The organism is Stenotrophomonas sp. STEN008 (assembly GCF_056760435.1).
In genome coordinates this window covers 28808-55450 of the sequence record NZ_JBRRET010000019.1, presented here as the reverse complement: position 1 = coordinate 55450, position 26643 = coordinate 28808, and the positions used below count along the sequence as shown (strand labels likewise).

Below are 26643 nucleotides of genomic sequence, written 5' to 3'. Positions count from 1 at the left end.
GTCTCCGGCTCAGCTGCGCAGCGTGGCCGGCAGCCACAGCGACAGGGCAGGGAAGAAGGTGACCACCAGCAGCACGCCCAGCGCAGCGAACCAGAACGGCCAGATGGTACGCATGCTCTGGCCCACGCTGATCTTGCCGATGGCGGTACCGATGAACAGCACCGAGCCCACCGGCGGTGTCACCAGGCCCAGGCCGCCGGTCAGCACCAGCACCAGCCCGAAGTGGATCGGATCGATGCCGTACGCGCGCGCCACCGGCAGGAAGATCGGCGTGCAGATCAGGATCATCGGTGCCAGGTCCATGAAGGTTCCCAGCAGCAACAGCATCACCACGATCATCAGCAGCACCATGAACTGGCTGTGCGCGAAGGACTGCAGGAAATCCACCGCCGCCGCCGGCACCTGCAGGTAGGCCAGCAGCCAGCCGAATACCGCAGCGGTGGCGATCACGAACAGGATCACGCCGGTGCTGCGTGCGGCGTGGACGACCGTGGCGAAGAACTCGCGCCAGCGCAGTTGCCGGTACAGCACCGTGGTCACCAGCAGTGCGTACACCACGGCGATCGCCGCGCTTTCCACCGCAGTGAAGATGCCAGCGCGGATGCCGACGAAGATCAGCGCGACCAGACCGAGCCCGGGCAGGGCGGAGATCATCCGCAGCATCACCGCGCGCCAGCCCGGGAACACCTCCACGCCATAGCCGCGGCGGCGCGCGACGACGTAGCCGGTGATCATCAATGCCAGCGTCATCAGCAATGCCGGAACGATACCCGCCGCGAACAGATCGGCGATCGAGAGGCCGCCACCGGCTGCGGCCGAGAACAGGATCAGGTTGTGCGAGGGCGGAACCAGCAGCGCGACCAGGGCGGCGGTGATGCTGACATTGACGGCGAAATCGCGGTCATAGCCGCGCTTGACCATCTGCGGAATCATCGTGCCACCCACCGCCGAAACATCCGCGATGGCCGAGCCGGAGACGCCGCCGAAGAACAGCGAGGACAGGATCGAAACCTGGCCCAGGCCGCCACGCAGGCGCCCCACCAGCGAGGACGCCAGCGCGATCAGGCGCTCGGAGATGCCGCCGCGCATCATGATCTCGCCGGCGAAGATGAACAGTGGAATGGCGATCAGCGATGCGGACCCGGTGCCTGCCGAAATCTGCTGGACCAGAACGATGGACGGGATGTCCAGGTAGAGCAGGGTGGCAAGGGCGGCCGCAGCCAGCGCGTAGGCCACCGGCACGCCCAGCAGCAGGAACACCGCGAACACCGAGAACAGAATGGCGATACCCATGGATCAACGATCTCCTTCAGCGTCATCGGCGGCAGCGTCTGCCGGCGTGGACTGCGTGGCCTTCCACGCACGGTTCAGCGCGAACACCACCATCAGCACGCCGCCCAGCGCCAGCGGCAGGTAGTTGATGCTCTGCGGAAGCTCGGCACCGGCGGTCTTGATGTCCAGGCCGTCGAGAAGAAGCTCGGCCGACCACACTGCGATGAACGCGCCCAGCACGGCCACCACCAGCTGCACCAGCACGTCCACAGCGCGGCGCAGCGCCGGCGCCATGTAGGCATGCAGCAGGAAGAAGCCGAAGTGGCGGTTGGTGTGCACGCCACAGGCCGCGCCCAGGCTCATCGCGGTGCTGAGCAGCAGAAGGGTCACCGGTTCGGTCCAGCTCGGGGAATCGTTGATCACATAGCGCGCGAAGACCTGCCAGCCCTGCACCACCACCAGCCCCAGCAGGGCCGCCACGGCGGTGTAGATGGCAATGTCGGCGACGCGGTCCAGCAGGCGCTGCCCGGGGCCGGGTGGGGAAAATGTCGTCGTTTCGGTCATGGCTGTGTCCTCAGGCTGCACCGCGGATGCGATCGACCAGCGCGGCGATTTCCGCGTGCTGCAGGTACTGCTGCAGCAGGGGCTGCGCGGCGGCGCGGAACGCCGGCATGTCGACCTCGTTGGCCTTCACGCCGTACGCCAGCACCGCGCGTCGTGCCGCATCCTCGGAGGCATCCCACTGGTCGCGCATCACCTTCACCGACGCACGTGCGGTCTCCAGCAGCAGCTGGCGGTCATCCGGCTGCAGCCGCTCGAAACTGGCGCGTGACATCAGCAGCACGTCCGGTGCATAGGAGTGATCGCTCTGCGACCAGTAGTGCGCAGCCTCGAAGTGACGGCTGGAGTGGAAGCTGCGCATGTTGTTCTCGGCACCGTCGATCATGTGCGTCTCCATGCCGGAGAACGTATCGCCCAGCGACATCGGCGTCGGGTTGGCGCCGAGCAGCCGCATCAGCTGGATGAAGATGTCCGATGATGCGACGCGCAGCTTCAGCCCGTGCAGGTCACCGGGCTGCGTGATCGGATGCCGGGTGTTGTAGAAGCAGCGCGCACCGGAATCGTAGATGGCCAGGCCGACCAGGTCGCGGCGTTCGAAGCCGCGCAGCACGGCATCGGCCACGCCGCCATCAAGCGCTGCCCGCTGATGCGCCACCGATTCGAACACGTAGGGCAGGCACAGCGCCTGGGTCAGCGGAAACGCGTTGTTCAGCGCGCCCGCATAGACACGGGTGATGTCGATGGCGCCGAAGCGGGCCATGTCGATCGCTTCGGACTCGCGGCCGAGCTGGCCCGAGTGGTACTGGCGCAGACGCAGGCGTCCCTGGGTCTCACGCTGCAGGGTCTCGCCGATCCACTTCACCGCTGTCACGGTGGGGTAATCGGCCACGTGCACATCGGTCGCCGTCAGCAGTTGGCCGCCGGCTGCGTCAGGGCCCGGCCCGCGGCCACAGGCGGCGAGCAGGGGAGTGGCAAGTGCAGTGGCGCCACCGGCCAGGAAATGTCGTCGTGTGATCATCTGCGCCCTCCCGCGCGTGTTCACTGGATCGTGCCGCGGCTTACCCGGCCGGCACGGCCCTGCAGGCAATCTCGCCGAAGCCGGCGAAGCGCACCAGCGCCGTTTGTCCTGCCTGGATGTCGTGGATGCCGGTCGCATTGCCGGTGGCGATCAGGTCGCCACGCCGCAGGGGCCGGCCGCGAAGCGCGGAACGGGACAACGCGAACGCGTACGCTGCGCGCAGGCCACCGGGCAGGCGGCTCGCGCCGCCGACCCCGACCACTTCACCCTCGATCAGGGTCTCGGCGCGCAGCGCCGACTCATCGAGGGACGTCCAGTTGCCGATCTCCGGCCCCAGCACGAGGCCGTTGTTGTTGCCGAAGTCGGATACCACCACGCGCGGGCCCAGCTCGTTGATCGTTGCCAGCGGGCTGCTGGCAACCTCGACACCGAGGTACAGGCGGGCCGGCAACGCTTCAGCCTGTTCCGGCGACCAGTGCAGCTGGTCGGCGGGGGCATCCTCCAGCAGTTCCAGCACGTACTCGGCCTCGATCGCGGCGAAACCGCCGACGAACACCGGAACATCCGTTGTACCACCGGTAGCATTTTTGAGCTGAGGCTTGAAGATCGGGCCCAGCAGCCGTTCGTCCCCGGACGCATCGCGGCGTTCGGCAGCGATGTAGCCGACCTTCCAGCCGACCACCGGCTGGTTCCAGCGGGCGATGGCCAAGTCCTGGACCTGGTAGGCCGCGACCAGGTCCGCCGGGATGTCGCCCGGGAACGCCTTCAGTGCCTGGCCCGCAAGGCGTGCGGTGGTGAAGGCCTGGGCAATCGCGGCCGCATCGGCCGGCGGCGTGTGCCCATGTGTGCCGTGTTCGTTGCTCAAGAACGTCTCCCTCTGGCGTTGTTGCGCTGCCTATCGACAGCGTCTGCAGGACGTGTATATGGTAAACCGGTGTCATCACGCAAGCGGCAGCGCATCACGCCGTCTTTGCCGACGCCGCCAGCGCCCTGTCCTGTCCTGTTGGAGCCCCGTCAGTCATGCGTCTGCCCATCGTGTTGCTGTGCCTGTCCCTGCTGCTGCCGGCGGCACCCGCCTGCGCGGTCGACACGTCGTTGCGCGAAGGCGAGCGTGTGGCCCAGGCGTTGCCCGGCGAGCAGCTGCCGTTGTGGCCGGCAGGCGCAGTGCCGGGCGAAACCGGCACTGCACGTCCGACGCGGGTGGTCGAGCGCAGTGCGGACCCTGCACGCCCGGACCGCTACGCCGACCAGATCGACGCGCCCTCTCTGCAGGTGTACACACCCGCCCGGCCGAACGGCCGGGCCCTGCTGGTGATCCCCGGCGGCGGCTACCAGCGGGTGGTGATCGACAAGGAGGGCAGCGCGCTGGTTCCGTCCTGGGTGGACGGCGCCGGCTACACCCTGTTCGTCCTGCGCTACCGCCTGCCGCAGCCGGGGCGCGACCGCCAGGCCGCGCTCGCCGACGCGCAGCGCGCGTTGCGGGTGGTGCGCGACCAGGCGCGACGGCGCGGACTGGACGCGAACGATGTGGCGGTGATGGGCTTCTCGGCGGGCGGCCACGTCGCGGCGCGGCTGGCCACCGGCTTCGACATCGCCGTCCATCCCGCACGGGATGACCTCGACCGGCTGAGCGCCCGCCCGAGCCGTGCCGTGCTGGTCTACCCGGTGATCGACATGGGCGCGCATGCGCACAGCGGCTCGCGTGCCCGCCTGCTGGGCGAGCATCCGGGGACCTCGCTGCAGGCAGACTATTCGATGCAGCAGCGCGTACGCGGCGACATGCCGCCGACGCTGCTGGTCCACGCCGCCGACGACGCCGTGGTGTCGGTGCGCAACAGTGAACTCATGGCGCAGGCACTGGCGGGTGCGGGTGTCGAGCACGAACTGCACGTCTTCGCCCATGGCGGCCACGGCTTTGGCATGGACATCCCCGCGCGGTCGACGCTGGCACTCTGGCCGCTGCTCGCGCAACGCTGGCTGGGCCCTGCGGAGGACGCGCGATGAACGATGCGCCGGCCGACCTGCAGCGTCGGCGGTTCCTGCGTGACAGCGCCCGCTGGGCGCTGGCCACCGCGTCCGCTACGGCTGCCTTCACCGCATTGCCAACGCTGGCCAGCGTGCCGGGTGCCCGCGACGACCGCCTGCCATTGGCCCGGGTTCGTGGCGGGCGTGTGCGTGGCCAGCGCGAGCACGGGGTACTGGTGTTCCGTGGGCTTCGCTATGGTGCCGACACCGCTCGCCACCGCTTCCAGCCGCCGCGGCATGAAGCTGCCTGGCGTGGCATCGCCGATGCACTGGAGTACGGTCCGGCCGCACCGCAGGGCGGCAGCGAAGGGCCCGGCAGCGAGGACTGTCTGTTCCTCAATGTGTGGACGCCCGCGCTCGGCGACGGTGGACGCAGGCCGGTGCTTGTGTACGTGCACGGCGGTGGATTCAACAACGGGTCCGGCAGTGATCCGCTGTACGACGGCGCTGCGCTGTGTCGCCGCGGCGATGTGGTGGTGGTCACCCTCAATCATCGCCTCAACACGTTCGGCTATCTCTACCTGGGGGCGTTGGGCGATCCGCGCTACGCCGCCTCGGGCAACGTCGGCCAGCTAGACCTGGTACAGGCGCTGCAGTGGGTGCGGCAGCACGCGGCGGTCTTCGGTGGCGACGCGGCGAACGTCACGGTGTTCGGGCAGTCCGGCGGGGGCGCCAAGATCGCCACACTGATGGCGATGCCTGCGGCCCGAGGGCTGTTCCACCGCGCGTGGACGATGAGTGGCCAGCAGGTCACCGCTGCCGGACCGCGCGCGGCCGCGCAGCGGGCTGCGATCGCGATGCAGGCCGTTGCTGCACGTGACGTCCAGGCCCTGCTGGACCTGCCGGTCGACGTATTGCTGGAAGCCACTCGTGCGCGCGATCCCTCGCGCGTGGAAAGCACGTCGCTGTACTTCGGCCCGGTGCTGGACGATGTGGTGCTGCCAGTGCATCCGTTCTGGCCACAGGCGCCGCAGCAGTCGGCGGCGATTCCGATGGTGATCGGCAACACCCGCGACGAGACCCGCGCGTTCCTCGGCAACGATCCCGCCAACTTCGCCCTGACCTGGGAAACACTGCCGGCACAGCTCGAACGACAGCAGTTCGTCGATCTGCGGCCGGAGACCGTGATCGCCGAGTATCGCCGCCTGTATCCGCACTACACGCCCTCTGAAGTGTTTTTTGCTGCAACCACGGCTGGCCGCAGCTGGCGCGGAGCGGTGGAGGAACTGGAAGCGCGGGCGCGCCAGCCCGCGGGCGCAGCACCGACCTGGGCGTACCAGCTGGATTGGGGGTCGCCGGTGGAGGAGGGGCGCCTGCGTGCTTTCCATACGCTGGACATCCCGCTGGTCTTTGACAACGCAGGGTTGCCGGGCGCGCGCACCGGGGGCGGCGATGATGCCCGTGCGCTGGCGGCGACCATGAGCGAGGCCTTGATCGCCTTCGCCCGCAGTGGCGACCCCAATCACGCCGGATTGTCGCAATGGGCCCCTTATACGCTGCCGCAACGGCGGACAATGCTGTTCGATCGCACCAGTCGCGCGGTTGACGATCCGCGCGCAGGCGAGCGCGCGCTCTACGGAAAAGTGCCTTTCGTGCAGCGCGGCACGCAGTGATGACACCGCAGCACAAACATTCTGTTAACTCCGCTCGGCTAGAGTCGGGTCATGGGAGACACGTTCACGCCACTGCCGTTCGCCGGCCGGGAGCGCCTGCTTGCCGCCATTGATGGTGTGGTAGCACTGGCGGATCCGCACGCGATCACCGAGGGCCTGCAGCGCGTGCTGCGTGATGCCATCACCGATCCTTCGATACAGCTACCGCCGTGTGTACGGCGACCGGTGCGTGGTCACTACGCACGTCGTGAACTGCACCGCAGCCGGACCCTGGGGTACAGCGTCATCGCCATGTGTTGGGGCCCGGGGCAGGGTACGCCGCTGCACGATCACGATGCGATGTGGTGCGTGGAAGGCGTCTGGCAGGGCGAACTGCTGGTCACGCCGTATGCGCTGCTGGAGCGGAAGGGCACTCGCCACCGCTTTGCCGCGCAGCCTACGCTGTATGGCCAGCGCGGCAGCGCCGGCAGCCTGATTCCCCCGCACGAATACCACACGCTGCGCAATGCCAGCGATGCCGATGTGGCCGTGTCGCTGCACGTCTACCAGGGCGTGATGGAGCGCAGCGCGGTGTTCGAGCCGCTGGGCGATGACTGGTACCAGCGACGGGTGAAGCGGATGGAGACCGACGCGGCATAGGCCGCGCCGGCCGTCGCGTTCAGCGCGGCACGTCCACGACGTTGTTGAGCAGGGTCACTTCCTCGCCACCGTCAGCGAGGGCCACGCGCACGCGCAGGCCACCCCGATGACCGGCGGGGATCATCAGTGTCACGTGGGTGGTCTTCGGTTCCAGGTCATCGGGTGCCGCCATCGCGGGCACATCGGTACGCGCGATCTCACGGCCCGTGGTGTCTTCCAGGATCGCCACGCCCGCGCCGGTGGCCAAGTGGCCCAGGCTGTGCACGGTCACCCGCACACGCTGGCCGTCCACCTGCACATCACCGCGGCCGACGCCCAGGTCGGCGCGTGTTTCCACCGGGCTGCCGGCGACGACGCGCTCGAACTCAAACAGTTCCGTGCGGCCGGGACGGAACTGCATCGGCACCGCGCTGCTGGTTTCCAGCCGCACCGTGCGCTCCGTCGGCGTGCCATCGATGCGTCCATCTCCATCGGCATCCACGCCGGCACGGATGCGCCACGTGCCGCTGGCAACGTTCCAGCCGGTCATGTCGGCACTGATGGTGCGGTTACCCAGATTGTGGCTGGTGATGGTGAAGCGCTCGCGCGAGGGCGCATGCACCAGCAGTGCAACCTGTTCGGCGGCACCGTCGCGATCGAAGCGCCAGCTGACCGTATGCCCGGGCCAGCTCTGGTTACGCTTGAGCGCGATGCCCCCCAGCCGGGCACGCTGCAGGAACTCGCTGGGTGCTTCCACGCGATCGGACCACCAGTGGCCCTCGGTGTTCATGTAGGCCCGCAGCACCTTTGCCTGCAGTCCTTCGGCATGCAGTGCATCGATGTACTTCAGGTCACCACTGGCCTGCCAGGCCATCAGGCTGGCGAAACCGGTCTTTCCGGCGTCGGCTTCGGCAGTCAGCTGCGGATACCAGTCCTGCTGGCGTCCTAGCACCTCGACGATGTTCTCGCCGAGATTGGCCAGCGCGCCCGGTCCCCCGCGTGCCACGCGATAGTCCAGCGCCTGCAGGTACTTCGCATCGCCGGTCCAGCGCCAGGCGGCCCAGAAGGTATGCAGCGTGTCGCCGCCGCCGGAACCGTCGTTGAGTTCACCGCCGCGGGTGGCGCCGGTGGCCCAGTGGATCTCGTTGGGCAGGGTGAAGCGTCCTTTCGCGTCCGTGCCGGCATGGGCGAGATAGCTGTCGGCCAGGCCGGTCACCAGCCGGCGCCCGGTCGGATCGGCGTTGTACTGGCCCAGCAGGAACGCGGGGTGCAGCACCGGGAACGAATACGGCTTCTGCCATTGCCAGTTCGGTTCGCGGTAGATCCTGTTGCCGCCGAACCAGTTGCTGGAGAACAGCAGGTGTCCCTGCGGATTGGGCAGGATGATCCGCTCGTCGAATGCCTTGACCGTCTCCATCAGCCGTTCCAGCGTCAGCGGATCGCCCCAGTTGAGGTACAGCATCGCGCTGTTGGTGTTGATGCCCTCTTCGTAGGCATGCAGCTCATCGGTTTCGATGGTGCTCAGGCCGTTGCTGAACATGCCATTGCGATACACCGCATCGGACAGGGCGGTGAGCGAGGCATTGAGGCGGTCCGGCTGCACGCCCATCAGCGCCAGGCCCGGCCACTGCTGGGTGAGATCGGAATCATCGGAGATGCCGCCGCCGAAGTCGCCGTAGGGCACCTGGCGATGGTCGATCCACCAGTCGACGAAGCGACGCACCTGTGCGAGGTCCTGCACCTGATGGAAGGCCCAGGCCGGCACACCGGCGGGCACCACCGGTGCGGAGTAGGGCGGCCGGCCCTGGCTGTTGTAGCTGATGTAGTTCCAGTACTGCCGCCCCAGTGCGTGGTCCGGATCGACCCGCAGCAGGTCGCTCAGATCGGCGTAGACGCGCGCATACAGGCGCTGTCGCTTGGAGGTGGTGTGCTCCTCCACCAGGAATCCCCAGTTGTCGCGCACCTGGTTGAAGCGGTCGGCCACGTGCTCCTTCAGCGCTTCGGCGCGCGGCTTGAACACCAGCCGGATCTGCGCGCCATCGAGCGCCCGGGCATCGAAGCCGGGCGCGGCCGAGGCGATGCTCAACCACAGGCTGTCAGGGGTGAGGATGCGGTCGCGCAGGTCCAGCCACAGGGTGCGCTTCTGTCCCGGCTGCACCGAGACCGACACGTCGATCATGTCGCGCGCCGGCCAGATCGGGTCCTTGATGCGGATGTTGAGCGGAATCACGCCTTCATGCGTGGCCGCCAGATCCAGCGCGGGAAGATCGATGGCAACGCCGTCCAGGCCGTCGTGCATGTTCTCCCAGCTGTAGGCCCAGCTGCGGATCAGCGGCTGGTCGGGCGGCGCATCGCCTACCCCGGAAGGAATGAGCACGTGCACGATCGGGCGCGGCTGCGCGGGCAGGGTATCGGCATCGCGGCGGCGTGAGCCGGCCCCCTTGGGCAGCGCCATCACCGTGCTGCGTTCGGCCTCGGGATAGCGACCGTCGATGTAGCGGCGCAGGGCATCCAGATTGGTGTAGTCAGGCAGCGCCTGGCTGTCGATCGTGTAGGTCTGCTTGACCGTGCCGTCCGGCTCGCTGCCCTCGCTCACGGCGTAGGCCCAGATTTCCTGGATCGGCGTTTCCTGCTCGACGTTGCTGAAGCGCAGCACGCCGCCGCTGAGGGACGGGATCGGATCGACGCTGCGCACCACGCCGCGCGGGCGGGTGAACAGGGTGCGGGTGGCGTGCGCGGCGTCGCTGCCATGTGCCAGCGTGCCGAAGGCCGCGCCGCGGATCTCGATGCGGTTGACCGTCTCGCCGTCCGGCAGCGTCAGGTCCAGGTGCTTTCCACCCTCCACGTAGGTGTTCCAGTCCGGCAGCTGGAAGTAGTCGTTGCGTCCGGGCAGCCGCGAGCGGTTGTAGACGCCGGGCCATGTGGTCTCGGCGATGCCGTCGGTGGCCTTCCACATCCACGCCTTCAGGTCGCGGGTGTCGGCGAATTCGACCTTGCGGATGCGGGTGGTCGGCGCGGTCAGCGCCGGTGGTGCGGTGCCGTCCCAGCCGAAGCGATGGCGCCAGGCACGCAGGCCTGCCTCGGGAACCTCGGCGGTGGTGGGCGTAACGCCACGGGCCAGCGCCGCCACGGCCGGCGCATCGAGCATGCGGTCGTAGATGCGGATGTGCTGGAAATCGCTGCCGCGCAGGAAGTTGTAACGGCTCTGTACCTGGTACGGTGCCATCACCCGACCGGCCAGGCCAAGCTGGTCCAGCGCGGCATCGTAGTCGCCGGTGGTCTGCGCGCGGGACACTTCGCGTCCATCGATGAACAGGCGTACACCCTGGTCCTCGTCCCAGGCGAAGGCCAGATGCAGCCACTGGTCCGCGCGTGGCGGCGTGTCCATGCGGAACGAGACGCGGGTGCGGGCAAGATTGGCATCGGTGACGAACGCATCGAAACCGTGGCCGTTCCAGTCGATGCGCAGCCACGCCATGTCCCAGCTGCTGTGATCGGCATAGCCGACGCGGAAGATCACGAACGGGGCTTCGCCCACCGCGTACCGCGCCCGCCAATCGAAGGCCAGGGTGCCGCGCTGGGCCAGGATGTTGCCCGGCGCATCCCACGCCAGGACGCCATCGTCCTGCCATTGGATGGCCTTGCCGCGTACACCGTCATCGACCACCGCCACCCTGTCGCGGAAGTTCGGTATCGCCTCGCCGTGCGCCACGGTGGCCTGCAGGCCCTGGTTGGCGTCGACGTGGAACAGCAGGGTTGGGCCATCGGCAGCTGTCGCAGGGCCAGCAGCCAGGGCCACTGCCAGCAGCAGGCAGCGGGACAGGGTCGAGCGATGCGGCATCAGATGTTTCCTTTCAACGGGCGACAGCCGGCGTAGGGCCGCCGGACCGTAGCAAGGCCACGCCGCCACGGCACCTTGCGGCGCAGCAGCGGTCGTGGCGAACGGCGATGCACCGGTCGGCGCATCGCCGGCGCTGCTCAGAACTTGTAGCGCACGCCGAGCAGGAACTGACGGCCGGTCTCGGTGTACTGCAACGGCAGGCGGCCGGTCGCGGGCGAATACACCCACTCATCGGACGCTTCGTTGGTCAGGTTCACGCCTTCCAGGCTCAGTTCCAGCTGGTCACTGATCCGGTAACGGATCGACGCATCGATGACCGTGGTACCGGTCATGCCGTGGTAACCGTCCAGATTGAAGCCGGTTTCCTGGCCCGGCACCTGGGTCAGGTAGTCATCGCGGTTGGTGGCCGAGATGCGCCCGGAGAAGGTGGTGCCTTCGTAGAACAGGGTCGCGTTCCACGAGGTGTTGGACAGGCCCAGCAGATCGTTCTTCATCACCGGCTGACCGGCCGAGTTGATGTACTGGATCTTCGAATCCACCCAGGTGTAGTTCAGCTGCAGACCGAGGTTGGCCCACTTGCCCGGCAGGAAGGTGAAGGGCTGGGTGTAGTTCGCTTCTGCGCCGAACAGCTCGCCACCCGGGGTGTTGACCGGACGGGTGAAGGTGAACTCATCGGTCGGCGATGCGCCGGTGCCGATCAGCAGTTCGGCAGGCAGGCCGCTGTCGGTGTACGGCCGATTCTCGCGCAGCGTCTGTACGGAGGTTTCGATGTCCTTGTAGAACAGGCCAAGGCCGGCCATGGCGCCTTCGGCGAAGTACCACTCGAAACTCAGATCGACATTGGTCGCGCGGGTCGGATCCAGGTTGGGGTTGCCGCTGGAGATGGTGCGTGCGCCACCGGCCACGGCCACAGTGGCACCCGGCGTCAGGCTGCCCAGGCCGGGTCGGGTCATCACCTTGGCCGCACCCAGGCGGATCAGGAAATCGGGGGTGACTTCGGCAACCAGGTTGAACGAGGGCAGGGTGTCGTCGTAGGTGCGGGTGGCGGTGGTGGACGTGGTGCCACTGGCCAGCGTCGACAGCCCGGTGGAGGACTGCTTGGTGCGCACATAGCGTACGCCGACGTTGCCGGACAGCGGCAGCGAGCCGATCTCGGTGGAGAACTCACCCATCAGGTAGGCACCGCGATCCTTCTCTTCCACGCTGCGCACGTTGTTGGCGCGCGGTGCGACGGCGTAGATGCCGCTGTTGCTGTAGATGTCGAACTGATCGGCGACGGCGTCCAGATCCGGCACCACCCAGTTCGAGGGATTGCCGCTGATGCCCTTCAGGCCGGCCTGCGTGGTCATGTCCACCGGAACGATCCTGCTGCCATCGGCGAAGGTGGGCACGGCCAGCTCGCTGCCACGGCGCAGTTCGGTGGTCTTGAACGTGTAATCCTTGGCCAGCACGCCACCCTTGAGGCGGAAGCCGGGGCTGATGTTCCAGTTGAAGTCGATCTGGCCGGTATCGAAATCATTGTCCACGTACTGCGGTCGCAGGCGGATCTCCGCCAGTTCCCAGCCGTTGGGATCGGTGGGATCGATGCCGTAGTTGAGGATCGGCGAGCGGTTGTTGCCCCGGTAGTCGTAGCTGTAGCCGTCGACGTCGTACTTGTCCATGATGATGGTGGTCTGCACCGGGTTCTCATGCCGGGACCGCGAGACCCCCAGCTTGCCGGACAGGGTGAAGTCGTCGCTGAAGCGGTGCTGGCCGTTGAGGCTGATCTGCTTGAACTCGGTGCTCCACTCGTCGTGGCGGTTCTCGCTGCGGATGTCGACGTTGTCGAACTCGCCGTAGACCAGCGCGTTGTTCTCGATGACGCCGTTCCTGACGATCATCGACGGCTTGCCGGCCAGGCGTGGCTGGCTGGTGTTGGCACCGCGGCTGAAGGAAATCGCCTCGATGTAGTGCTCGTCGCGGGTGGCATCGATTTTCGAGTACAGCGCGTCCAGCGAGATCTCGGTCGCGTCGCTGGGCTTCCACTGCAGCGTACCGGTCACGCCCAGGCGCTTCTGCTCATGTTCCATCTGCACGTAGCGCGGGAAGCGCGGGTGGTAGACGTCGGCACTGCGCGCGGCGGTGAACGGGGACGACGCACTGAAGTTGCCGTTGCTCGGGCCGTTGGCCCAGCGGCCCGTGTTGGAGCCCTCCTCCAGCGCCTGGCGCTCGGAGTAGGCCACCGACAGCAGGGCGCCGAACGTACCGTCGGCGAAGATGTTCGACACCAGCGCGGCCATGCGCGGGTCGGCCTTCTCCGCCATCGCGTTGTAGCCGGCCTGGCCGCTGGCGGCGAAGGTGAAGCCGTCATAGTCGAACGGCCTCGCCGTGCGCAGATCGACGGTGGCGCCCAGCGAACCTTCTTCGACATCGGCCGAAGCGGTCTTGCGCACCACCAGCTGCGAGAACAGGTCGGAGGCGAAGACATTGAAGTCGAAGCCACGGCCGCGGTTGGTACCACCGCTCTGGTCACCGGCGCCGACGGTGGTCAGCGCCTCCATGCCGTTGATGCGCACGCGGGTGAAATCCGGGCCGAGGCCACGCACCGAGATGTTGCGGCCCTCGCCGGCCTCGCGGGTGATGACCACACCCGGGATGCGCTGCAACGACTCGGCCAGGTTCAGATCCGGGAACTTGCCGATGTCCTCGGCGACGATGGCGTCGACCACGCCGGCCTCGCCACGCTTGATGTCCAGCGCCTTCTCCACGCTGGCGCGGTAGCCGGTGACGGTGACCGTATCCAGGTCCGTGGCGCCGGCGGCGCTGCTCTGCTGCTGGGCGGTCGCATTGGCCGCCAGGGCCAGTCCGACGGCCATAGCGAGCAAGGTAACCGGTGTCTTTTTTTGGTGGTTCCGAGACTGCATGCCTTTCCCCTCTCCCAAAGGTCTGGTGCTGCGGCTGTTTCAGCGTGATGACACCGCTGGTCAGAGCGGACGTTAGCAGCACGTCCCGGATCCGGCATCTTGCACCGCAACAGATCTGAAATGTCTCCAAGAGGCTTGCAGGACAATGCTTCCGTCAGTTCCTACGGGTGCGTGGGGCGCATCGGAAGGCTAGAATGACACCGATGGCCAAACGCCGCGCCGACGCGTGGTACACATTCACGCCGTGCAGTTTCACATGCTGGCGGCAAGCGGGGAGGAGTGGAGATGGGGCGTATCGTATGTTTCGGGGAACTGCTGCTGCGGCTCGGCGCGCCCGGTCGCGAGCTGCTGCTGCAGTCGCCGCAGCTGCAGGTGCACGTGGGCGGGGCGGAAGCAAACGTGGGTGTCTCGCTGTCCCGATTCGGACATGACGTGGCCATGGTCAGCACGGTGCCCGGCAATGCCCTGGGGGCGCACGCACTGGGTGAACTGCGCCGCCATGGCGTCGATACGCGGGCGGTGCGCGAGGTGGCGGACGGTCGCATGGGCCTGTACTTCCTCACCACCGGCGCGGTGCAACGTGCCAGCGAGGTGGTGTACGACCGGGCCGATTCGGCCTTCGCGCGCAGCACTGCAGCCGATCATGACTGGCCGGCGCTGCTGCAGGGCGCGGACTGGCTGCACCTGTCCGGCGTCAGCCCTGCGCTGGGGCCGCAGGTGGCCGAGGCGACGCTGGCGGCGGCATGCGCCGCGCGTGCCAGTGGCGTGCGCGTTTCCTTCGACGGCAATTTCCGGCCCACGCTGTGGCAGCGCTGGGGCGGCGACGCGCAGGCGATCCTGCATGCCCTGTTCGACCAGGCTGACATCGTGTTCGCCGACTACCGCGATATCGAAGTGATCCTGGGCCAGCGCTTTACCCAGGCCGGCGCCGTGGAGCGCGTGGACGCTGCCGCAGCGGCGGCATTCGCCGCGTTCCCGCGGCTGCAATGGCTGGCATGCACGCAACGGCAGGCGCTGAGCGTGGACCATCATGCGCTGGGCGCCCTGCTGCTGGGCCGTGAGGGCGTGCGTGCGCAGGCGCCCGTGCGGCAGCTGACCGGCATCATCGATCGCATCGGCGGCGGCGATGCCTTCGCGGCAGGCATCCTGCATGGCATCCTGTCAGGCTTCGATGCCGACGCCACCGTGCGTTTCGGCCTGGCTGCCGGCGGACTGAAGCATTCCATCCCCGGCGATTTCAATCCTGTCAGCGAAGCTGACGTGCTGGCCCAGATGGGCGAGGAGCGATTCGATGTCCGGCGCTGATCCGCGCGTTCGCGCGGTACTGAAACTGGCACCGGTGATTCCGGTGTTCACCCCCGATGATGTCGACGATGCCGTGCAGGTGGCGCAGGCGCTGTTCCGGGGCGGTCTGCCGGTGATCGAGGTCACCCTGCGCACACCCCGTGCGATGGATGCCATCCGGGCAATGGTCGAGGCCGTACCCGACGCGGTGGTGGGGGCCGGAACGGTGCTGACGCCCGCGCAGATGGAGGCGGCCAGGGCCGCAGGTGCGCGCTTCGCGGTGTCGCCGGGCGCAACGCCGACGCTGTACGCGGCCGCGCGCGATGCCGACCTGCCGTATCTGCCGGGCGTGGCCACGGGGTCCGAGCTGATCCTTGGCCTCGAGCATGGCCTGGATACCTTCAAGTTCTTCCCCGCGGTGCAGGCCGGCGGCGCGGCACTGCTGGCGGCCTGGCACGGCCCCTTCGCCGACGTGCGCTTCTGCCCGACCGGTGGCATCAGTGCCCAGACCGCGGCGCAGTTCCTGCACCTGCCGAACGTGCTGTGCGTGGGCGGTTCATGGCTGACCACGGCGGCCTTGCTGCAGACCCGCGACTGGGGCGCGATCGAACGCCTGGCACGCGAGGCGTCCGTGCTGGCGGGCTGAACCGGCAGGCAATCTTCCAGGATTTGATCGGGATCAAAGCGCCGGCCTCGTGCCGGCGTCACTCTGTCTGCAAGCGCACGACGGAGGAAAACCCATGAACAGAACCATGAAGGCCGCTGTCGTTCGCGAGTTCGGCAGCCCACTGGTCATCGAGGAAGTTCCGGTACCACGCCCGGGGGCGGGCGAGGTGCTGGTCAGGATCGAAGCCTGCGGTGTCTGCCACACCGACCTGCACGCCGCCGAGGGCGACTGGCCGGTGAAACCGGACCCGCCGTTCATCCCCGGCCACGAGGGCGTGGGGCACATCGTGGCCGTGGGCGGCGGGGTCGGGCATGTCAAGGAAGGCGACAGGGTCGGCATCCCCTGGTTGTACTCGGCGTGTGGCCATTGCGAACACTGCCTGGGCGGCTGGGAAACGCTGTGCGAGACGCAGCGCAACACCGGCTACTCGGTCAACGGCGGCTTCGCCGAGTTCGCACTGGCCGATGCCAACTATGTCGGCCTGCTTCCGAAGGAGGTGGGCTTCGTCGAGATCGCGCCGGTGCTGTGCGCCGGCGTGACGGTCTACAAGGGCCTGAAGGTGACGGACACGAAGCCCGGTGACTGGGTGGCGATCTCCGGCATCGGTGGCCTGGGCCACATGGCGGTGCAGTACGCGCGTGCGATGGGCCTGAACGTGGCTGCCATCGACGTGGAGGACAGCAAGCTGGCACTCGCGCGGCGGCTGGGCGCGCAGGTCACGGTCAACGCGCGCACGACCGATCCGGCAGCATTCCTGAAGAAGGAGATCGGTGGCGCACACGGCGCGCTGGTCACCGCGGTATCGCCCAAGGCCTTCGAGCAGGCGCTGGGCATGGTCCGGCGGGGCGGCACGGTCTCGCTCAACGGACTGCCACCGGGCAACTTCCCACTGGACATCTTCGGCATGGTCCTCAATGGCGTGACGGTGCGCGGTTCGATCGTCGGCACGCGGCTGGATCTGCAGGAGTCGCTGCAGTTCGCCGCCGAGGGCAAGGTCGCGGCCACGGTCAGCACCGACCGCCTGGAAAACATCAACGAGGTGTTCGCCCGCATGCGCGCGGGCACCATCGACGGGCGCGTGGTACTGGACATGGCCGCCTGACACCCGTGCATGGCCGCCGCGGCCCGGCACCCTCTCCCACGGGTGCGGCGGTCATGCCGATCGATGCGCGCCCGGCGTAGCTGCGCAGGTGGTCAGCGCTGTGACCCAGCGCGCCGGGCGGCAGCCGTCGCCCAGCGCGCCGCCACCACCGGAGCCGTGATGCACACCGCCTGGTCGGTCACCGTGGTCACCGCGCGTTCCAGCAGCTGGATGTCTGCCTCGTGCTGGCGTGCCACGTGCGGGTCCTCGAAGAAGATGGCGCGCTGGCAACGGCCCTCCAGCACGCGGTCGGCGATCTGCGCATCGCCGCCCATCGGTCCGCTCTGGTAGCGCGTCACCCAGGGCGTGTCGCTGGGCCAGCCGCGGCTCCATGCCAGCTCGTTGAGGCGCTGACCGGTGGTCCCGGTCGCCACCCGCTCGCCGAAGCGTGCCAGCACGTCGAAGTGCTCGTCGGCGAAGGCGAGCATCGCCGGCTTCATCGCATCATGCGCGATCAGTGCCAGGGTCTGGGTACCGAAGGCGTGCAGATCGTCGGCACCGGCGTCGGCCTGCAGGCCGGCGTGCACGCGCTCCACCTCGATCCAGTCGCGTGCGGTGGCGACCGTGGAAATGAAAGGTTTGCCGTGGATCACGCACTGCCGCTTGAGCGCGGTCGCTTCGGGAAACACCGAGGACGGATCGACCGGATCGATCAGATAGATGGCACCGTCGAGCGTGCGCTGCGGGCCCATGCCGACCACCTCGGCGACCAGCTTCATCAGCCCGCCCTCGCGGCCGTAGGGATAGCGATGGAGGCCGGCATAGCCGTCGAGGAAGCCGTGGCGCCCGATCGCATCATGGGTGCGGCCGACAGCGTGCAGCGTGATGCCCAGTTCGCGCAGGCCCGGTTCGCAGGCACGCAGCCAGCGGAACAGGGCGGCGCGCGCATCCTGGTGGTGGAGCCGGTTGGCGGCCAGGCCGATACGCATCGAACGCTCCGTGGGCTGGTAGAAGCGGCAGTTTATGTCGCGAATGGCCAATTCTGCGCGCTTTGCAACTTTCCTCATTGTTGCTGTGCCGTGCGTCGCTAGCGTGGCAGGCAGAGCGGTACCGCTGCGCGGCCGTCGTCTCCGCCTGCGATTCGAGGATGCCCATCGTGAATGCTGCCGGCCCTGCGGCCGCATCCATTGCACGCTCCTGCCCGTGGCTGCGATCCCGCATCGTGCTGCCTGCCCTGTTGCTGTGGCCCATGATCACGCGGGCCGACGGGTGCGACATGCCCCTGGTCGTGGCCTGGCCCAGTGACCGCCCGCCACTGTCCTTCAGCGCGCAGGGCCAGCCCGGCGGCCTGGTTGCCGACTACCTGCGGCGGCTGGGCGAGCAGATCGCGCTGCGTCCACATCCGCTTCCCGCCGCGGCCGGCGCGGTCGGGGCGCTGCCGGCCGGTACCCAGGCCGTGCTGGGATGGCCGCGCGAGCAGGTGCCCGACGGCTGGGTCGTGAGCAGGCCCTACCTGCAGCTGTCACAGGTGATCGTGCGCCGTCGCAACGACACGCCACTGCAGGGACTGGGCGGTCTGCGCGGCCGCCGCGTCGCCAGCCTCGACACGGTGCCACTGGCGGCCCACCTGCGTGAGCAGGCGCCGGGCGCATGGCTGCTGCAGGTCGACGCGCTCGATCATGCGCTGCAGCTGCTGGCCATCGGCCAGGTCGACGCGGTAGTTGCCACGTTGGCCGAAGTGGAAGCCGCATTGCGCAGGCCCGGCAGCGATGCCCTGGTGATCGCCGCGCCGGCCGGCTTCGATGATGCCTGGGTGCTGGCGGCTGCGCCGACCTGTGCGGCCACCGTCGCCGCCTTCGACACCGTGCTGCAGGAACTGGACGACGCGCAGCGCGACGCGCTCCGTGCGACGTGGGCGCCCAGCGGAGCACGCGCGCCGCCCGCACGGTCGCCGTTGCGCTGGCTGGTGCCGGTGCTGCTGGTCGCGCTGGCGCTGATCCTGGTGTATGCCTTCGGCTACTGGAGGCTGCATCGCGAAAGCAGCCAGCGCCGCGCGCTGGAACAGCGACTGCAGGAAGTGACCGCCAACCTGCCTGCGGTGGTCTACCGGGCGCGCCGCAGCGGCGAGGGCGACTACAGCCTGCCGCTGGTCGCCGGCGACGTGCAGTCGCTGTTCGGCATGAGTCTGGACAGTGTGCGGCTGGACCATCGCCGGCTCATGGCGGCGGTGCATGTCGACGATCGCAAGCCGGTGCTGGATCATCTGGAAGCCGCAGCGCGGGCCCGTGCGCCGATCGACATCACCTTCCGCACGCTGGGTCCCCATGGCTGGCGCTGGATCCGTTCGCATGGCAGGCCGTTGCCGGGCGAGAGCGACGACATCGAGTGGAGTGGCTACTGGATGGACGTCAGCCAGGCGCAGGCACGCACCCGTGCCCTGGCCGGGGCACGCCATCAGGCCGAAGAGACTGCAGCGGCGAAGACGCACTTCCTGGCCACCATGAGCCACCAGATCCGCACACCGATGAGCACGCTGCTGGGCATGCTCGAATGCCTGGCGGACAGCCCCCTGGACCCGTGCCAGCGGCAGGTCCTGTCCACCGTCGATGTGGCCGCGCAGATGCTGCGGCAGATTCTCGATGATGTGCTCGACAGTCATCGGTTGCAGGCGCTGCCGTTGCAGCTGCGTGCCACCGACATGGGTGCGCTGGCCACGGCCGTGCAGCAGCTGCTGGCACCGATGGCGGCCAGCCGTGCGTTGCACCTGCGGTGCGTGCTTGATCCTGCGCTGCAGCGGTGGCTGCTGGCCGATGGCCTGCGCGTGCGCCAGGTCCTGTTCAACCTGGTGGGCAACGCACTGAAGTTCACCCTGCACGGCGGTGTGGAACTGCGGCTGCGGGTGCTGCGGACGCAGGCGGCAGGACAATGCCTGCGCCTGCAGGTGAGCGACAGTGGCGTAGGCATCAGTCCCGAGCGGCAGCAGGCCGTGTTCGCCGATTACACCCAGGCCGAGCCGTCGACGGGGCGCCGGTTCGGCGGCAGCGGCCTGGGCCTGGCCATCTGCCGGGACCTGGTGGCCTCGATGGGCGGCGAGCTGCAGCTGCAAAGCTCGCCGGGCAAGGGCACGCGCATCTGGTTCGACCTGGAGTTCGCCAGCTGCCTGGCGCCACTGGAGGCGGTGCCGGCCATGGCCGAGGTGGTCGCGCGACTGCCTGCGGCACGGGTGCTGGTGGCCGAGGACCACCCGACCAACCTGCAACTGCTGGTGCAGCGGCTGCGCGAGCTGGGCCTGCAGGTGCACGCCACCGCCGATGGCCTGCAGGCGCTGGCGGCATGGCGGGCGCAGGGCTTCGATGTTGTCGTTACCGATTGCCACATGCCCGGCATGGACGGGTTCGCGCTGGCGCGTGCGATCCGCGAAGACCCCTGCCCTTCGCGTGCACGGGTGCCGATCATCGCGCTGACGGCCAGCGTGCTGGAGAGCACGCGCGAGGCCTGTCGTGCCGCCGGCATCGACCGGTTCCTGGCCAAGCCGGTCGACACCCAGGGGTTGCGCGCGACGCTGGCCGACGTACTGCCGGCAATGGAACCCGGCTCAGTTGGACAGTAGACGGACGATGCTGGCAGCGGCGTCGCGGCCTTCAGCCACAGCGGTTACCACCAGGTCGGCGCCGCGTACCGCATCACCGCCGGCGAACAGGCGCGGATGCGCGGTCTGGAAGGGCAGCCGGTCCTTGCCGCCGGCAACGATGCGACCGTTCGCCTGGCCCTGCACACCGTGTTCGGCCAGCCAGGCCGGAACGCTCGGCGCGAAACCGAAGGCGATGATGACCACGTCTGCCTCCAGCAGCGACTCGCTGCCCTCGATCGGCACCGCGTTGCGGCGTCCTTGGGCGTCGGCCTCACCCAACCGGGTTTCAACCACGGTCACGCCGATCGCTTCGTCGTCGGCGCCGGCTTCGATGGACAGCGGCTGCCGGTTGAACAGGAAGCGCACGCCTTCCTCGCGCGCATTGGCGACTTCACGCGCGCTGCCGGGCATGTTGGCCTCGTCGCGACGGTACGCGCAGGTGACCTTGGCTGCGCCGAGCCGCACCGCGCTGCGCACGCAGTCCATGCCGGTGTCGCCGCCGCCGAGCACGACCACGCGCTTGCCGTTGAGGTCGGGCAGGGCGATCTGGTCCTCCCAGCCGGCGATCGGTCGACCCTGCGGGTCATCGCCGCCGACGATGCGGCTGTTCTGCACCAGGAACGGCAGGGCCGGCAGCACCCCCTTCAGGTCCTGGCCCGGCAGGCCGCCGTCGGTGTAGCGGTAGGCCCCGGTGCCGACGAACACCGCGTCGTGGCTGTCCAGCAGCTGCTGCACGCTGATGTCGCGGCCGATCTCCACGCCCAGGCGGAACCGCACGCCCATCCCTTCGAGCACCTCGCGGCGACGATGGATGACGTCCTTGTCCAGCTTGAAGCTGGGGATGCCGAACTGCAGCAGGCCGCCGATCTGCTCGTAGCGGTCGTACACCACGGCGGTGATGCCGGCCCGGGCCAGGCGATCGGCACAGGCCAGACCCGCCGGACCGGCACCGATCACCGCCACGCTGTGGCCGGTGGGCTGCACGGCACCCAGGTCCGGACGCCAGCCGCTGGCGAGTGCTGTATCGACGATGTACTTCTCCACCGCACCGATGGTCACCGCACCGAATTCCTCCAGGGTGCAGCTGCCTTCGCACAGGCGATCCTGCGGGCAGACCCGGCCGCACACTTCCGGCAGCGGGTTGGTGCTGTGGCACAGCGTGGCGGCCTCGTGGATGCGGTTCTCCTGCACCAGCTGCAGCCACTGTGGAATGGCGTTGTGTACAGGGCATTTCCAGCTGCAGTAAGGGTTGCCGCAGTCCAGGCAGCGCCCGGCCTGGTACTGCGCATCCTCCTTGCCGAACTTTCCGTACAGCTCGCCCCAGTCGCCGGAGGTGCGCAGTTCAACCGGAATGCGCTGCGGCATGGTGCGGGGCAGATCGAGGAACTGGAAGGCGTGCTTGCGGCTCATGGCGGGCTCTGTGATTTCGATGGCCGGCCAGAGGCCGGCACTACTGCGGTGAGGGAGCAGGCGCGCGCCGGTTGCGGGCGGCGCGCCGGAGGCGCTTACGCCGCGCGTCGAAGGGTCTCGGTCAGCGATTCGATGCTGGCGGCTTTCGGTTTGACCAGCCAGAACTTGCCGATGTAATCGCGGAACTCGTCCAGGATCTGCTGCGCCCAGATGCTGCCGGTCAGTTCGCGATGGCGGCCGATCAGGCGGTGCAGGTGCTGGCGGTAGTTCTCGAAGCCTTCGGCGGACACGCGATGGATGTCGATCAGCTCGTGGTTGTAACGGTCCACGAAGTCGCGGTCCACATCCAGCACGTAGGCCAACCCCCCGGTGAAGCCGGCACCGAAGTTCAGGCCGACCTTGCCCAGCACCAGCACCACGCCGTCGGTCATGTACTCGCAGCAGTGATCGCCGGCGCCTTCCACGACCGCGAGCGCACCGGAATTGCGGACCGCGAAGCGCTCGCCGGCACGTCCGGCGGCGAACAGCTCGCCACCGGTGGCGCCATACAGGCAGGTGTTGCCGATGATCGCAGTGCTGCGCGCCTCGAACCGCGCGCCGCGCGGCGGACGTACCACCAGGCGGCCGCCGGCCATGCCTTTGCCGACGTAGTCGTTGGCTTCGCCCTCCACTTCCAGATGCAGGCCGCCGACATTGAAGGCGCCGAAGCTCTGTCCGGCGCTGCCACGGAAGCGCAGCTCCAGGGGGGCGTCGGCCATGCCCTGGTTGCCGTGCGCGCGTGCCACCGCGCCGGCCAGGCGGGTGCCGATGCTGCGGTCGGTGTTGTGGATCAGGAAGCGATGTTCGCCCCCCCTGCGCTGTTCGATCGCGTCCGCCAGCAGGCCATCCATCTGCGTGGCCAGGCTGTCCGGCGATTCGTACAGCCGCTGCGCCGCGCAGTGGCTGCCTTCGTAGCGCGCATCTGCCAGCAGGCGCGACAGGTCCACGCGCACGCCGTCGCGCGGTGCGGCCTCGATCTGCCGCAGCAGGTCGGTGCGGCCGACGATCTCCTCCAGCGAACGCGCGCCCAGGTACGACAGCCAGCCACGCACTTCCTCGGCCAGCAGGCGGAAGAAATTCTCCACGCGCTCGGGCTGGCCGGTGAAGTGGTTCTCGCGCAGGCGTTCGTCCTGGGTGGCCACGCCGGTGGCGCAGTTGTTGAGGTGGCAGATGCGCAGGTACTTGCAGCCCAGCACGATCATCGGCGCGGTGCCGAAGCCGAAGCTGTCCGCACCCAGCAGCGCGGCCTTGACCACGTCCAGGCCGGTCTTCAGGCCACCATCGGTCTGCAGCAGGGTGCGCCCGCGCAGGTCGTTGGCCAGCAGCGCCTGGTGCGCTTCGGCCACGCCCAGCTCCCACGGCACACCGGCGTAGCGGATCGAGCTGACCGGCGAGGCACCGGTGCCGCCGTCGTGGCCGGAGATGGTGATCAGGTCCGCGCCGGCCTTGACCACGCCGGCGGCGATGGTGCCGACGCCGGCATGGCTGACCAGCTTCACCGACACCAGCGCGGTCGGGTTGACCTGCTTGAGATCGTAGATGAGCTGCGCCAGGTCCTCGATGGAATAGATGTCGTGGTGCGGTGGCGGCGAGATCAGGCCGATGCCCGGCCGCGCGTAGCGCAGGCGGGCGATCAGCTCGTTGACCTTGTGCCCCGGCAGCTGGCCGCCTTCGCCGGGCTTGGCGCCCTGCGCGACCTTGATCTGCAGCACCTCGGCATTGACCAGATACTCGGCGGTGACACCGAAGCGACCCGACGCCACCTGCTTGATCTTGCTGCGCCGTGGGGTGCCGTAGCGGGCCGGGTCTTCGCCACCTTCGCCGGAATTGCTGCGGCCGCCGAGGCGGTTCATCGCGATGGCCAGCGCCTCATGTGCTTCCGGCGACAGCGCGCCGAGGCTGATCGCAGCGGTATCGAAGCGCGGGAACAGTTCGCTGGCCGGCGCCACCTCGTCCAGCGGCGTGGGTGCCGGCGCCGGCACCAGCTGAAGCAGGTCACGCAACGCCGATGGCGGCCGGGCATGCACGGCATCGCAGTACTGCTGCCAGGCGCGGGCATCACCACTGCGCGCCGCGCGCTGCAGGGTGGTGACCACGTCGGGGTTGTACATGTGGTACTCGCCGCCGTGCACGTACTTCAGCAGGCCGCCGACATCGACATCCTGCTGTGCATCCCAGGCCTGCGCGCACAGTTCGCGCGCATCGGCATCCAGCCGCGCGAAGCCGGCGCCGCCGATGCGCGAGGCGGTGTCGGGGAAGCACAGCGCGACCACTTCCGGCTCCAGGCCGATGATCTCGAACAGCTGCGCGCCGCGGTAGCTGGCCACGGTACAGATGCCCATCTTCGAGATGATTTTCGACAGGCCCTTGTAGACGCCCTTGCGGTAGCGGCGGCCGATCTGCGACTGCTCACCGCCCTTGCTGAGCTTGAGGATGCCGCGCCGGCCGAGGTCGAACAGGGTCTGGTAGGCAAGATACGGGTACACCGCAGTGGCCCCGAAGCCGAGCAGGCAGGCCATATGGTGCGGGTCGCGCGCAGTGCCGGTCTCGACGATCAGGTTGACGTCGCAGCGCAGCCCCAGCCGCGAGAGGTGATGATGCACCGCACTGGTGGCCAGCAGGGCGTGCACCATCGGTCGCCCGGCCACCGGATAGCGGTCGGACAGCAGCAGCATCACCATGCCTTCGCGTGCGGCGCGTTCGGCCTCCGCACAGATGCGCTCGATGCCGTTGCGCAGCCCTTCTTCCTCGCTGTAGGACAGGTCGAGCAGGCGGTTGGCCTGCAGGTACTGGTCCATCTTCAGCAGCTGGCGCAGCTTGCGTTGGCTGAGTACCGGCGAGTTGAGGATGACGTGGTTCACCGTCTCCGGGCCAGCATGGAAGATGTTGGTCTCCTTGCCGAGCTGGGTGGACAGGGACATGGCGCAGTCTTCGCGCAGCGGATCGATCGGCGGATTGGTGACCTGCGCGAATGCCTGCCGGAAGTAGTCGTACAGCGGCCGGCTGCGCTGGCTCAGTACCGCCATCGGCGTGTCATCGCCCATCGAGCCGGTGGCTTCCTGCTCGGTCTCGGCCAGCGGCCGCAGCACCTGCTCCACCTCCTCGCTGCTGAGCTGGTACAGCTTGTGGTAACTGCGCAGGGTGCCCTCGTCGAAGGGCTCCTCCACCAGCGAAGGATCGATCAGTTCGGTCTGCAGGTAGGTCACGCCCTGCTGCAGCCACTGCTTGTACGGTGCGCGGCCGCGGTTGATGCGGTCCACCGCGTCCGAATCGAGCAGGTCGCCGCGCTTGAGATCGATGGCCACCATTTCACCGGGGCCGAGCTTGCCCTTGCGTACCACGCGCTCGGTCGGCACTTCCCACACGCCCGCTTCGGAGGCGACCAGGAAGTGGCGGTCGGCGGTCAGCATCCAGCGCGCCGGGCGCAGGCCGTTGCGGTCCAGCGTACACACCGCATAGCGGCTGTCGCAGGCGACGATGCCGGCCGGGCCGTCCCAGGGCTCGCTGTTGAGGCCATGGAACTCGTAGAACGCGGCCAGATCCGGATCCTTGAACTCCAGCGACTGCGTCGCCGGTGGCACCAGGATGCGCAGCGCCTGGATCAATTCCATGCCGCCGGCGACCATCAGTTCCAGCATGTTGTCCAGGCTCTGCGAGTCCGAGCCATGCATGGAGATCACCGGATCGAACTCGGCGATGTCGAAGCGCGGTGTCTTCCACACCTTGCTGCGCGCCTGCGCCCAGCGACGGTTGCCCTCGATGGTGTTGATCTCGCCGTTGTGCGCGAGCAGGCGGAACGGATGCGCCAGCGGCCAGCGCGGCAGCGTGTTGGTGGAGAAGCGCTGGTGGAACACGATCGCGCTGGAGGCCAGCTCGCGCCGCTGCAGGTCCGGATAGAAGCGGCTGAGTTTGTCCGGCAGGACCATGCCCTTGTAGCTGATCGCATCCGGGGTGAGCGTGGTGACGTAGAAATCGCCATGGTCGCGCAGCTGCTGTTCGCTGCGACGGCGTGCGAGGTACAGCGCCAGGGCGAAGCCGGTGCCGTCCTGGCCGACACCGGCATCGACGAACACCTGCTCGATGCGCGGCAGCGTATCGCGCGCGAGCTGGCCGCAGACACTGTCGTCGATGGGAACCTCGCGCCAGCCCGCCACGCGGCAGCCTACCGCTTCAAGTTGCACCTGCAGCTGCGTCCGGCAGGCCTGCGCGGCGTCGGCGTCGTGCGGAAGGAACACCAGGCCCGCCGCGAAGCGGGTGGCCACGGTGATGCCCGCTTCGCTGGCCAGCAGTTTCAGGAATGCATCGGGGCGACGCAGCAGCAGCCCGCAGCCATCACCGGTGAGCCCGTCAGCGGCGACGCCGCCGCGATGGGTCATCCGCGAAAGCGCGGCGATGGCGGTATCCACCAGCAGGCGCGACGGCTGGTCGTCGAGCTGCGCGACCATGCCGAATCCACAGGCATCGCGCTCGGAGCGCGGGTCGTAAAGCCCTTGGCGGTTGCGGGGGGCCATCTCTACCTCGATGCGGAATGAAATGAGCGGGGACACTCAAGCCCGCCCAATCCCTGGAGCGCATCGTGAGGCCACCGGATGCCTCGAATAAAGCACAGGTTGCTGCAACGCCGCAATACACGGTTGCAGGTGCAACGGAAAGCGCCGGCGGTGATCCGCCGGCGCGGGC

General features: G+C 68.4%; 16 protein-coding genes. 7 read left to right on the top strand and 9 right to left on the bottom strand.

Annotation, left to right across the window (positions count from 1 at the left end; translation table 11 throughout):
- Positions 1 to 9 precede the first annotated feature (9 nt).
- Genes ACVOME_RS11110 through ACVOME_RS11095 form a run of 4 tightly spaced genes read right to left on the bottom strand, consistent with a single transcriptional unit; the run spans position 10 to position 3716 of the window.
- Positions 10 to 1293, bottom strand: a complete 1284-nt coding sequence (locus ACVOME_RS11110) for a TRAP transporter large permease (protein WP_053516013.1) — start codon at positions 1291 to 1293, stop codon at positions 10 to 12.
- A gap of 3 nt (positions 1294 to 1296) precedes the next feature.
- Complete coding sequence (locus tag ACVOME_RS11105; protein WP_053516012.1) at positions 1297 to 1836, bottom strand: TRAP transporter small permease; 540 nt, start codon at positions 1834 to 1836, stop codon at positions 1297 to 1299.
- Positions 1837 to 1846: 10 nt separating this feature from the next.
- Complete coding sequence (locus tag ACVOME_RS11100; RefSeq protein ID WP_065182105.1) at positions 1847 to 2851, bottom strand: TRAP transporter substrate-binding protein; 1005 nt, start codon at positions 2849 to 2851, stop codon at positions 1847 to 1849.
- A gap of 40 nt (positions 2852 to 2891) precedes the next feature.
- A complete protein-coding gene (locus tag ACVOME_RS11095) occupies positions 2892 to 3716 on the bottom strand; it encodes a 2-keto-4-pentenoate hydratase (RefSeq protein ID WP_197600175.1) in 825 nt (274 codons plus the stop codon).
- A 155-nt stretch (positions 3717 to 3871) separates the two neighbouring features.
- On the opposite strand from ACVOME_RS11095, the gene ACVOME_RS11090 reads away from it, so the two are divergent.
- From ACVOME_RS11090 to ACVOME_RS11080, 3 genes are read left to right on the top strand one after another with little or no spacing between them, the layout of a single operon-like run.
- Positions 3872 to 4855, top strand: a complete 984-nt coding sequence (locus ACVOME_RS11090; RefSeq protein ID WP_481505096.1) for an alpha/beta hydrolase — start codon at positions 3872 to 3874, stop codon at positions 4853 to 4855.
- Positions 4852 to 6489: a carboxylesterase family protein gene (locus tag ACVOME_RS11085; protein WP_197600173.1), complete on the top strand. Its 1638-nt coding sequence runs from the start codon at positions 4852 to 4854 to the stop codon at positions 6487 to 6489. Before ACVOME_RS11090 ends, ACVOME_RS11085 begins: the two co-directional genes overlap by 4 nt.
- A gap of 51 nt (positions 6490 to 6540) precedes the next feature.
- On the top strand, positions 6541 to 7128 hold the full coding sequence (locus tag ACVOME_RS11080; protein ID WP_197600172.1) for a cysteine dioxygenase family protein: 588 nt from the start codon (positions 6541 to 6543) through the stop codon (positions 7126 to 7128).
- A 19-nt stretch (positions 7129 to 7147) separates the two neighbouring features.
- On the opposite strand, the gene ACVOME_RS11075 is transcribed toward ACVOME_RS11080, so the two are convergent.
- Both ACVOME_RS11075 and ACVOME_RS11070 read right to left on the bottom strand, forming a co-directional pair.
- Positions 7148 to 10948, bottom strand: coding sequence for a LamG-like jellyroll fold domain-containing protein (locus ACVOME_RS11075; protein ID WP_481505095.1), 3801 nt, complete (start codon positions 10946 to 10948; stop codon positions 7148 to 7150).
- A gap of 137 nt (positions 10949 to 11085) precedes the next feature.
- A complete protein-coding gene (locus ACVOME_RS11070; RefSeq protein WP_065182101.1) occupies positions 11086 to 13851 on the bottom strand; it encodes a TonB-dependent receptor in 2766 nt (921 codons plus the stop codon).
- A 285-nt stretch (positions 13852 to 14136) separates the two neighbouring features.
- Here ACVOME_RS11070 and ACVOME_RS11065 point away from each other — a divergent pair, with 285 nt between their 5' ends.
- From ACVOME_RS11065 to adhP, 3 genes are all read left to right on the top strand, one after another.
- A complete protein-coding gene (locus tag ACVOME_RS11065; RefSeq protein ID WP_053515997.1) occupies positions 14137 to 15156 on the top strand; it encodes a sugar kinase in 1020 nt (339 codons plus the stop codon).
- On the top strand, positions 15143 to 15781 hold the full coding sequence (eda, locus tag ACVOME_RS11060; protein ID WP_065174105.1) for a bifunctional 4-hydroxy-2-oxoglutarate aldolase/2-dehydro-3-deoxy-phosphogluconate aldolase: 639 nt from the start codon (positions 15143 to 15145) through the stop codon (positions 15779 to 15781). The genes ACVOME_RS11065 and eda overlap by 14 nt, the downstream gene beginning before the upstream one ends.
- Before the next feature lie 94 nt (positions 15782 to 15875).
- On the top strand, positions 15876 to 16904 hold the full coding sequence (gene adhP / locus ACVOME_RS11055; RefSeq protein ID WP_053515992.1) for an alcohol dehydrogenase AdhP: 1029 nt from the start codon (positions 15876 to 15878) through the stop codon (positions 16902 to 16904).
- A gap of 92 nt (positions 16905 to 16996) precedes the next feature.
- Here adhP and ACVOME_RS11050 read toward each other — a convergent pair whose 3' ends face one another.
- Positions 16997 to 17872, bottom strand: coding sequence for a methylglyoxal synthase (locus ACVOME_RS11050; RefSeq protein WP_065174107.1), 876 nt, complete (start codon positions 17870 to 17872; stop codon positions 16997 to 16999).
- 287 nt (positions 17873 to 18159) lie between these two features.
- Between ACVOME_RS11050 and ACVOME_RS11045 the strand changes: the two genes are divergently transcribed.
- Positions 18160 to 20493: an ATP-binding protein gene (locus ACVOME_RS11045; protein ID WP_481505094.1), complete on the top strand. Its 2334-nt coding sequence runs from the start codon at positions 18160 to 18162 to the stop codon at positions 20491 to 20493.
- Here ACVOME_RS11045 and ACVOME_RS11040 read toward each other — a convergent pair.
- Both ACVOME_RS11040 and gltB read right to left on the bottom strand, forming a co-directional pair.
- Entirely contained in the window at positions 20479 to 21924 is a 1446-nt protein-coding gene (locus ACVOME_RS11040) for an FAD-dependent oxidoreductase (protein ID WP_481505093.1), read from the bottom strand. The two genes, ACVOME_RS11045 and ACVOME_RS11040, sit on opposite strands and share 15 nt — an antisense overlap.
- Positions 21925 to 22019: 95 nt before the next feature.
- Positions 22020 to 26474, bottom strand: coding sequence for a glutamate synthase large subunit (gene gltB, locus ACVOME_RS11035; protein WP_065174109.1), 4455 nt, complete (start codon positions 26472 to 26474; stop codon positions 22020 to 22022).
- Between the last annotated feature and the right edge of the window lie 169 nt (positions 26475 to 26643).

What these genes read in the sequence shown, in the direction of transcription:
- ACVOME_RS11105 (WP_053516012.1), bottom strand. Translation starts at nt 1,836, where the DNA reads ATGACCGAAACGACGACATTTTCCCCACCCGGCCCCGGGCAGCGCCTG.
- gltB (WP_065174109.1), bottom strand. Translation starts at nt 26,474, where the DNA reads ATGGCCCCCCGCAACCGCCAAGGGCTTTACGACCCGCGCTCCGAGCGC.
- eda (WP_065174105.1), top strand. Translation starts at nt 15,143, where the DNA reads ATGTCCGGCGCTGATCCGCGCGTTCGCGCGGTACTGAAACTGGCACCG.
- ACVOME_RS11080 (WP_197600172.1), top strand. Translation starts at nt 6,541, where the DNA reads ATGGGAGACACGTTCACGCCACTGCCGTTCGCCGGCCGGGAGCGCCTG.
- ACVOME_RS11045 (WP_481505094.1), top strand. Translation starts at nt 18,160, where the DNA reads ATGCCCCTGGTCGTGGCCTGGCCCAGTGACCGCCCGCCACTGTCCTTC.
- ACVOME_RS11065 (WP_053515997.1), top strand. Translation starts at nt 14,137, where the DNA reads ATGGGGCGTATCGTATGTTTCGGGGAACTGCTGCTGCGGCTCGGCGCG.
- ACVOME_RS11100 (WP_065182105.1), bottom strand. Translation starts at nt 2,851, where the DNA reads ATGATCACACGACGACATTTCCTGGCCGGTGGCGCCACTGCACTTGCC.
- ACVOME_RS11110 (WP_053516013.1), bottom strand. Translation starts at nt 1,293, where the DNA reads ATGGGTATCGCCATTCTGTTCTCGGTGTTCGCGGTGTTCCTGCTGCTG.
- ACVOME_RS11050 (WP_065174107.1), bottom strand. Translation starts at nt 17,872, where the DNA reads ATGCGTATCGGCCTGGCCGCCAACCGGCTCCACCACCAGGATGCGCGC.
- ACVOME_RS11040 (WP_481505093.1), bottom strand. Translation starts at nt 21,924, where the DNA reads ATGAGCCGCAAGCACGCCTTCCAGTTCCTCGATCTGCCCCGCACCATG.
- ACVOME_RS11085 (WP_197600173.1), top strand. Translation starts at nt 4,852, where the DNA reads ATGAACGATGCGCCGGCCGACCTGCAGCGTCGGCGGTTCCTGCGTGAC.
- ACVOME_RS11090 (WP_481505096.1), top strand. Translation starts at nt 3,872, where the DNA reads ATGCGTCTGCCCATCGTGTTGCTGTGCCTGTCCCTGCTGCTGCCGGCG.
- ACVOME_RS11075 (WP_481505095.1), bottom strand. Translation starts at nt 10,948, where the DNA reads ATGCCGCATCGCTCGACCCTGTCCCGCTGCCTGCTGCTGGCAGTGGCC.
- adhP (WP_053515992.1), top strand. Translation starts at nt 15,876, where the DNA reads ATGAACAGAACCATGAAGGCCGCTGTCGTTCGCGAGTTCGGCAGCCCA.
- ACVOME_RS11070 (WP_065182101.1), bottom strand. Translation starts at nt 13,851, where the DNA reads ATGCAGTCTCGGAACCACCAAAAAAAGACACCGGTTACCTTGCTCGCT.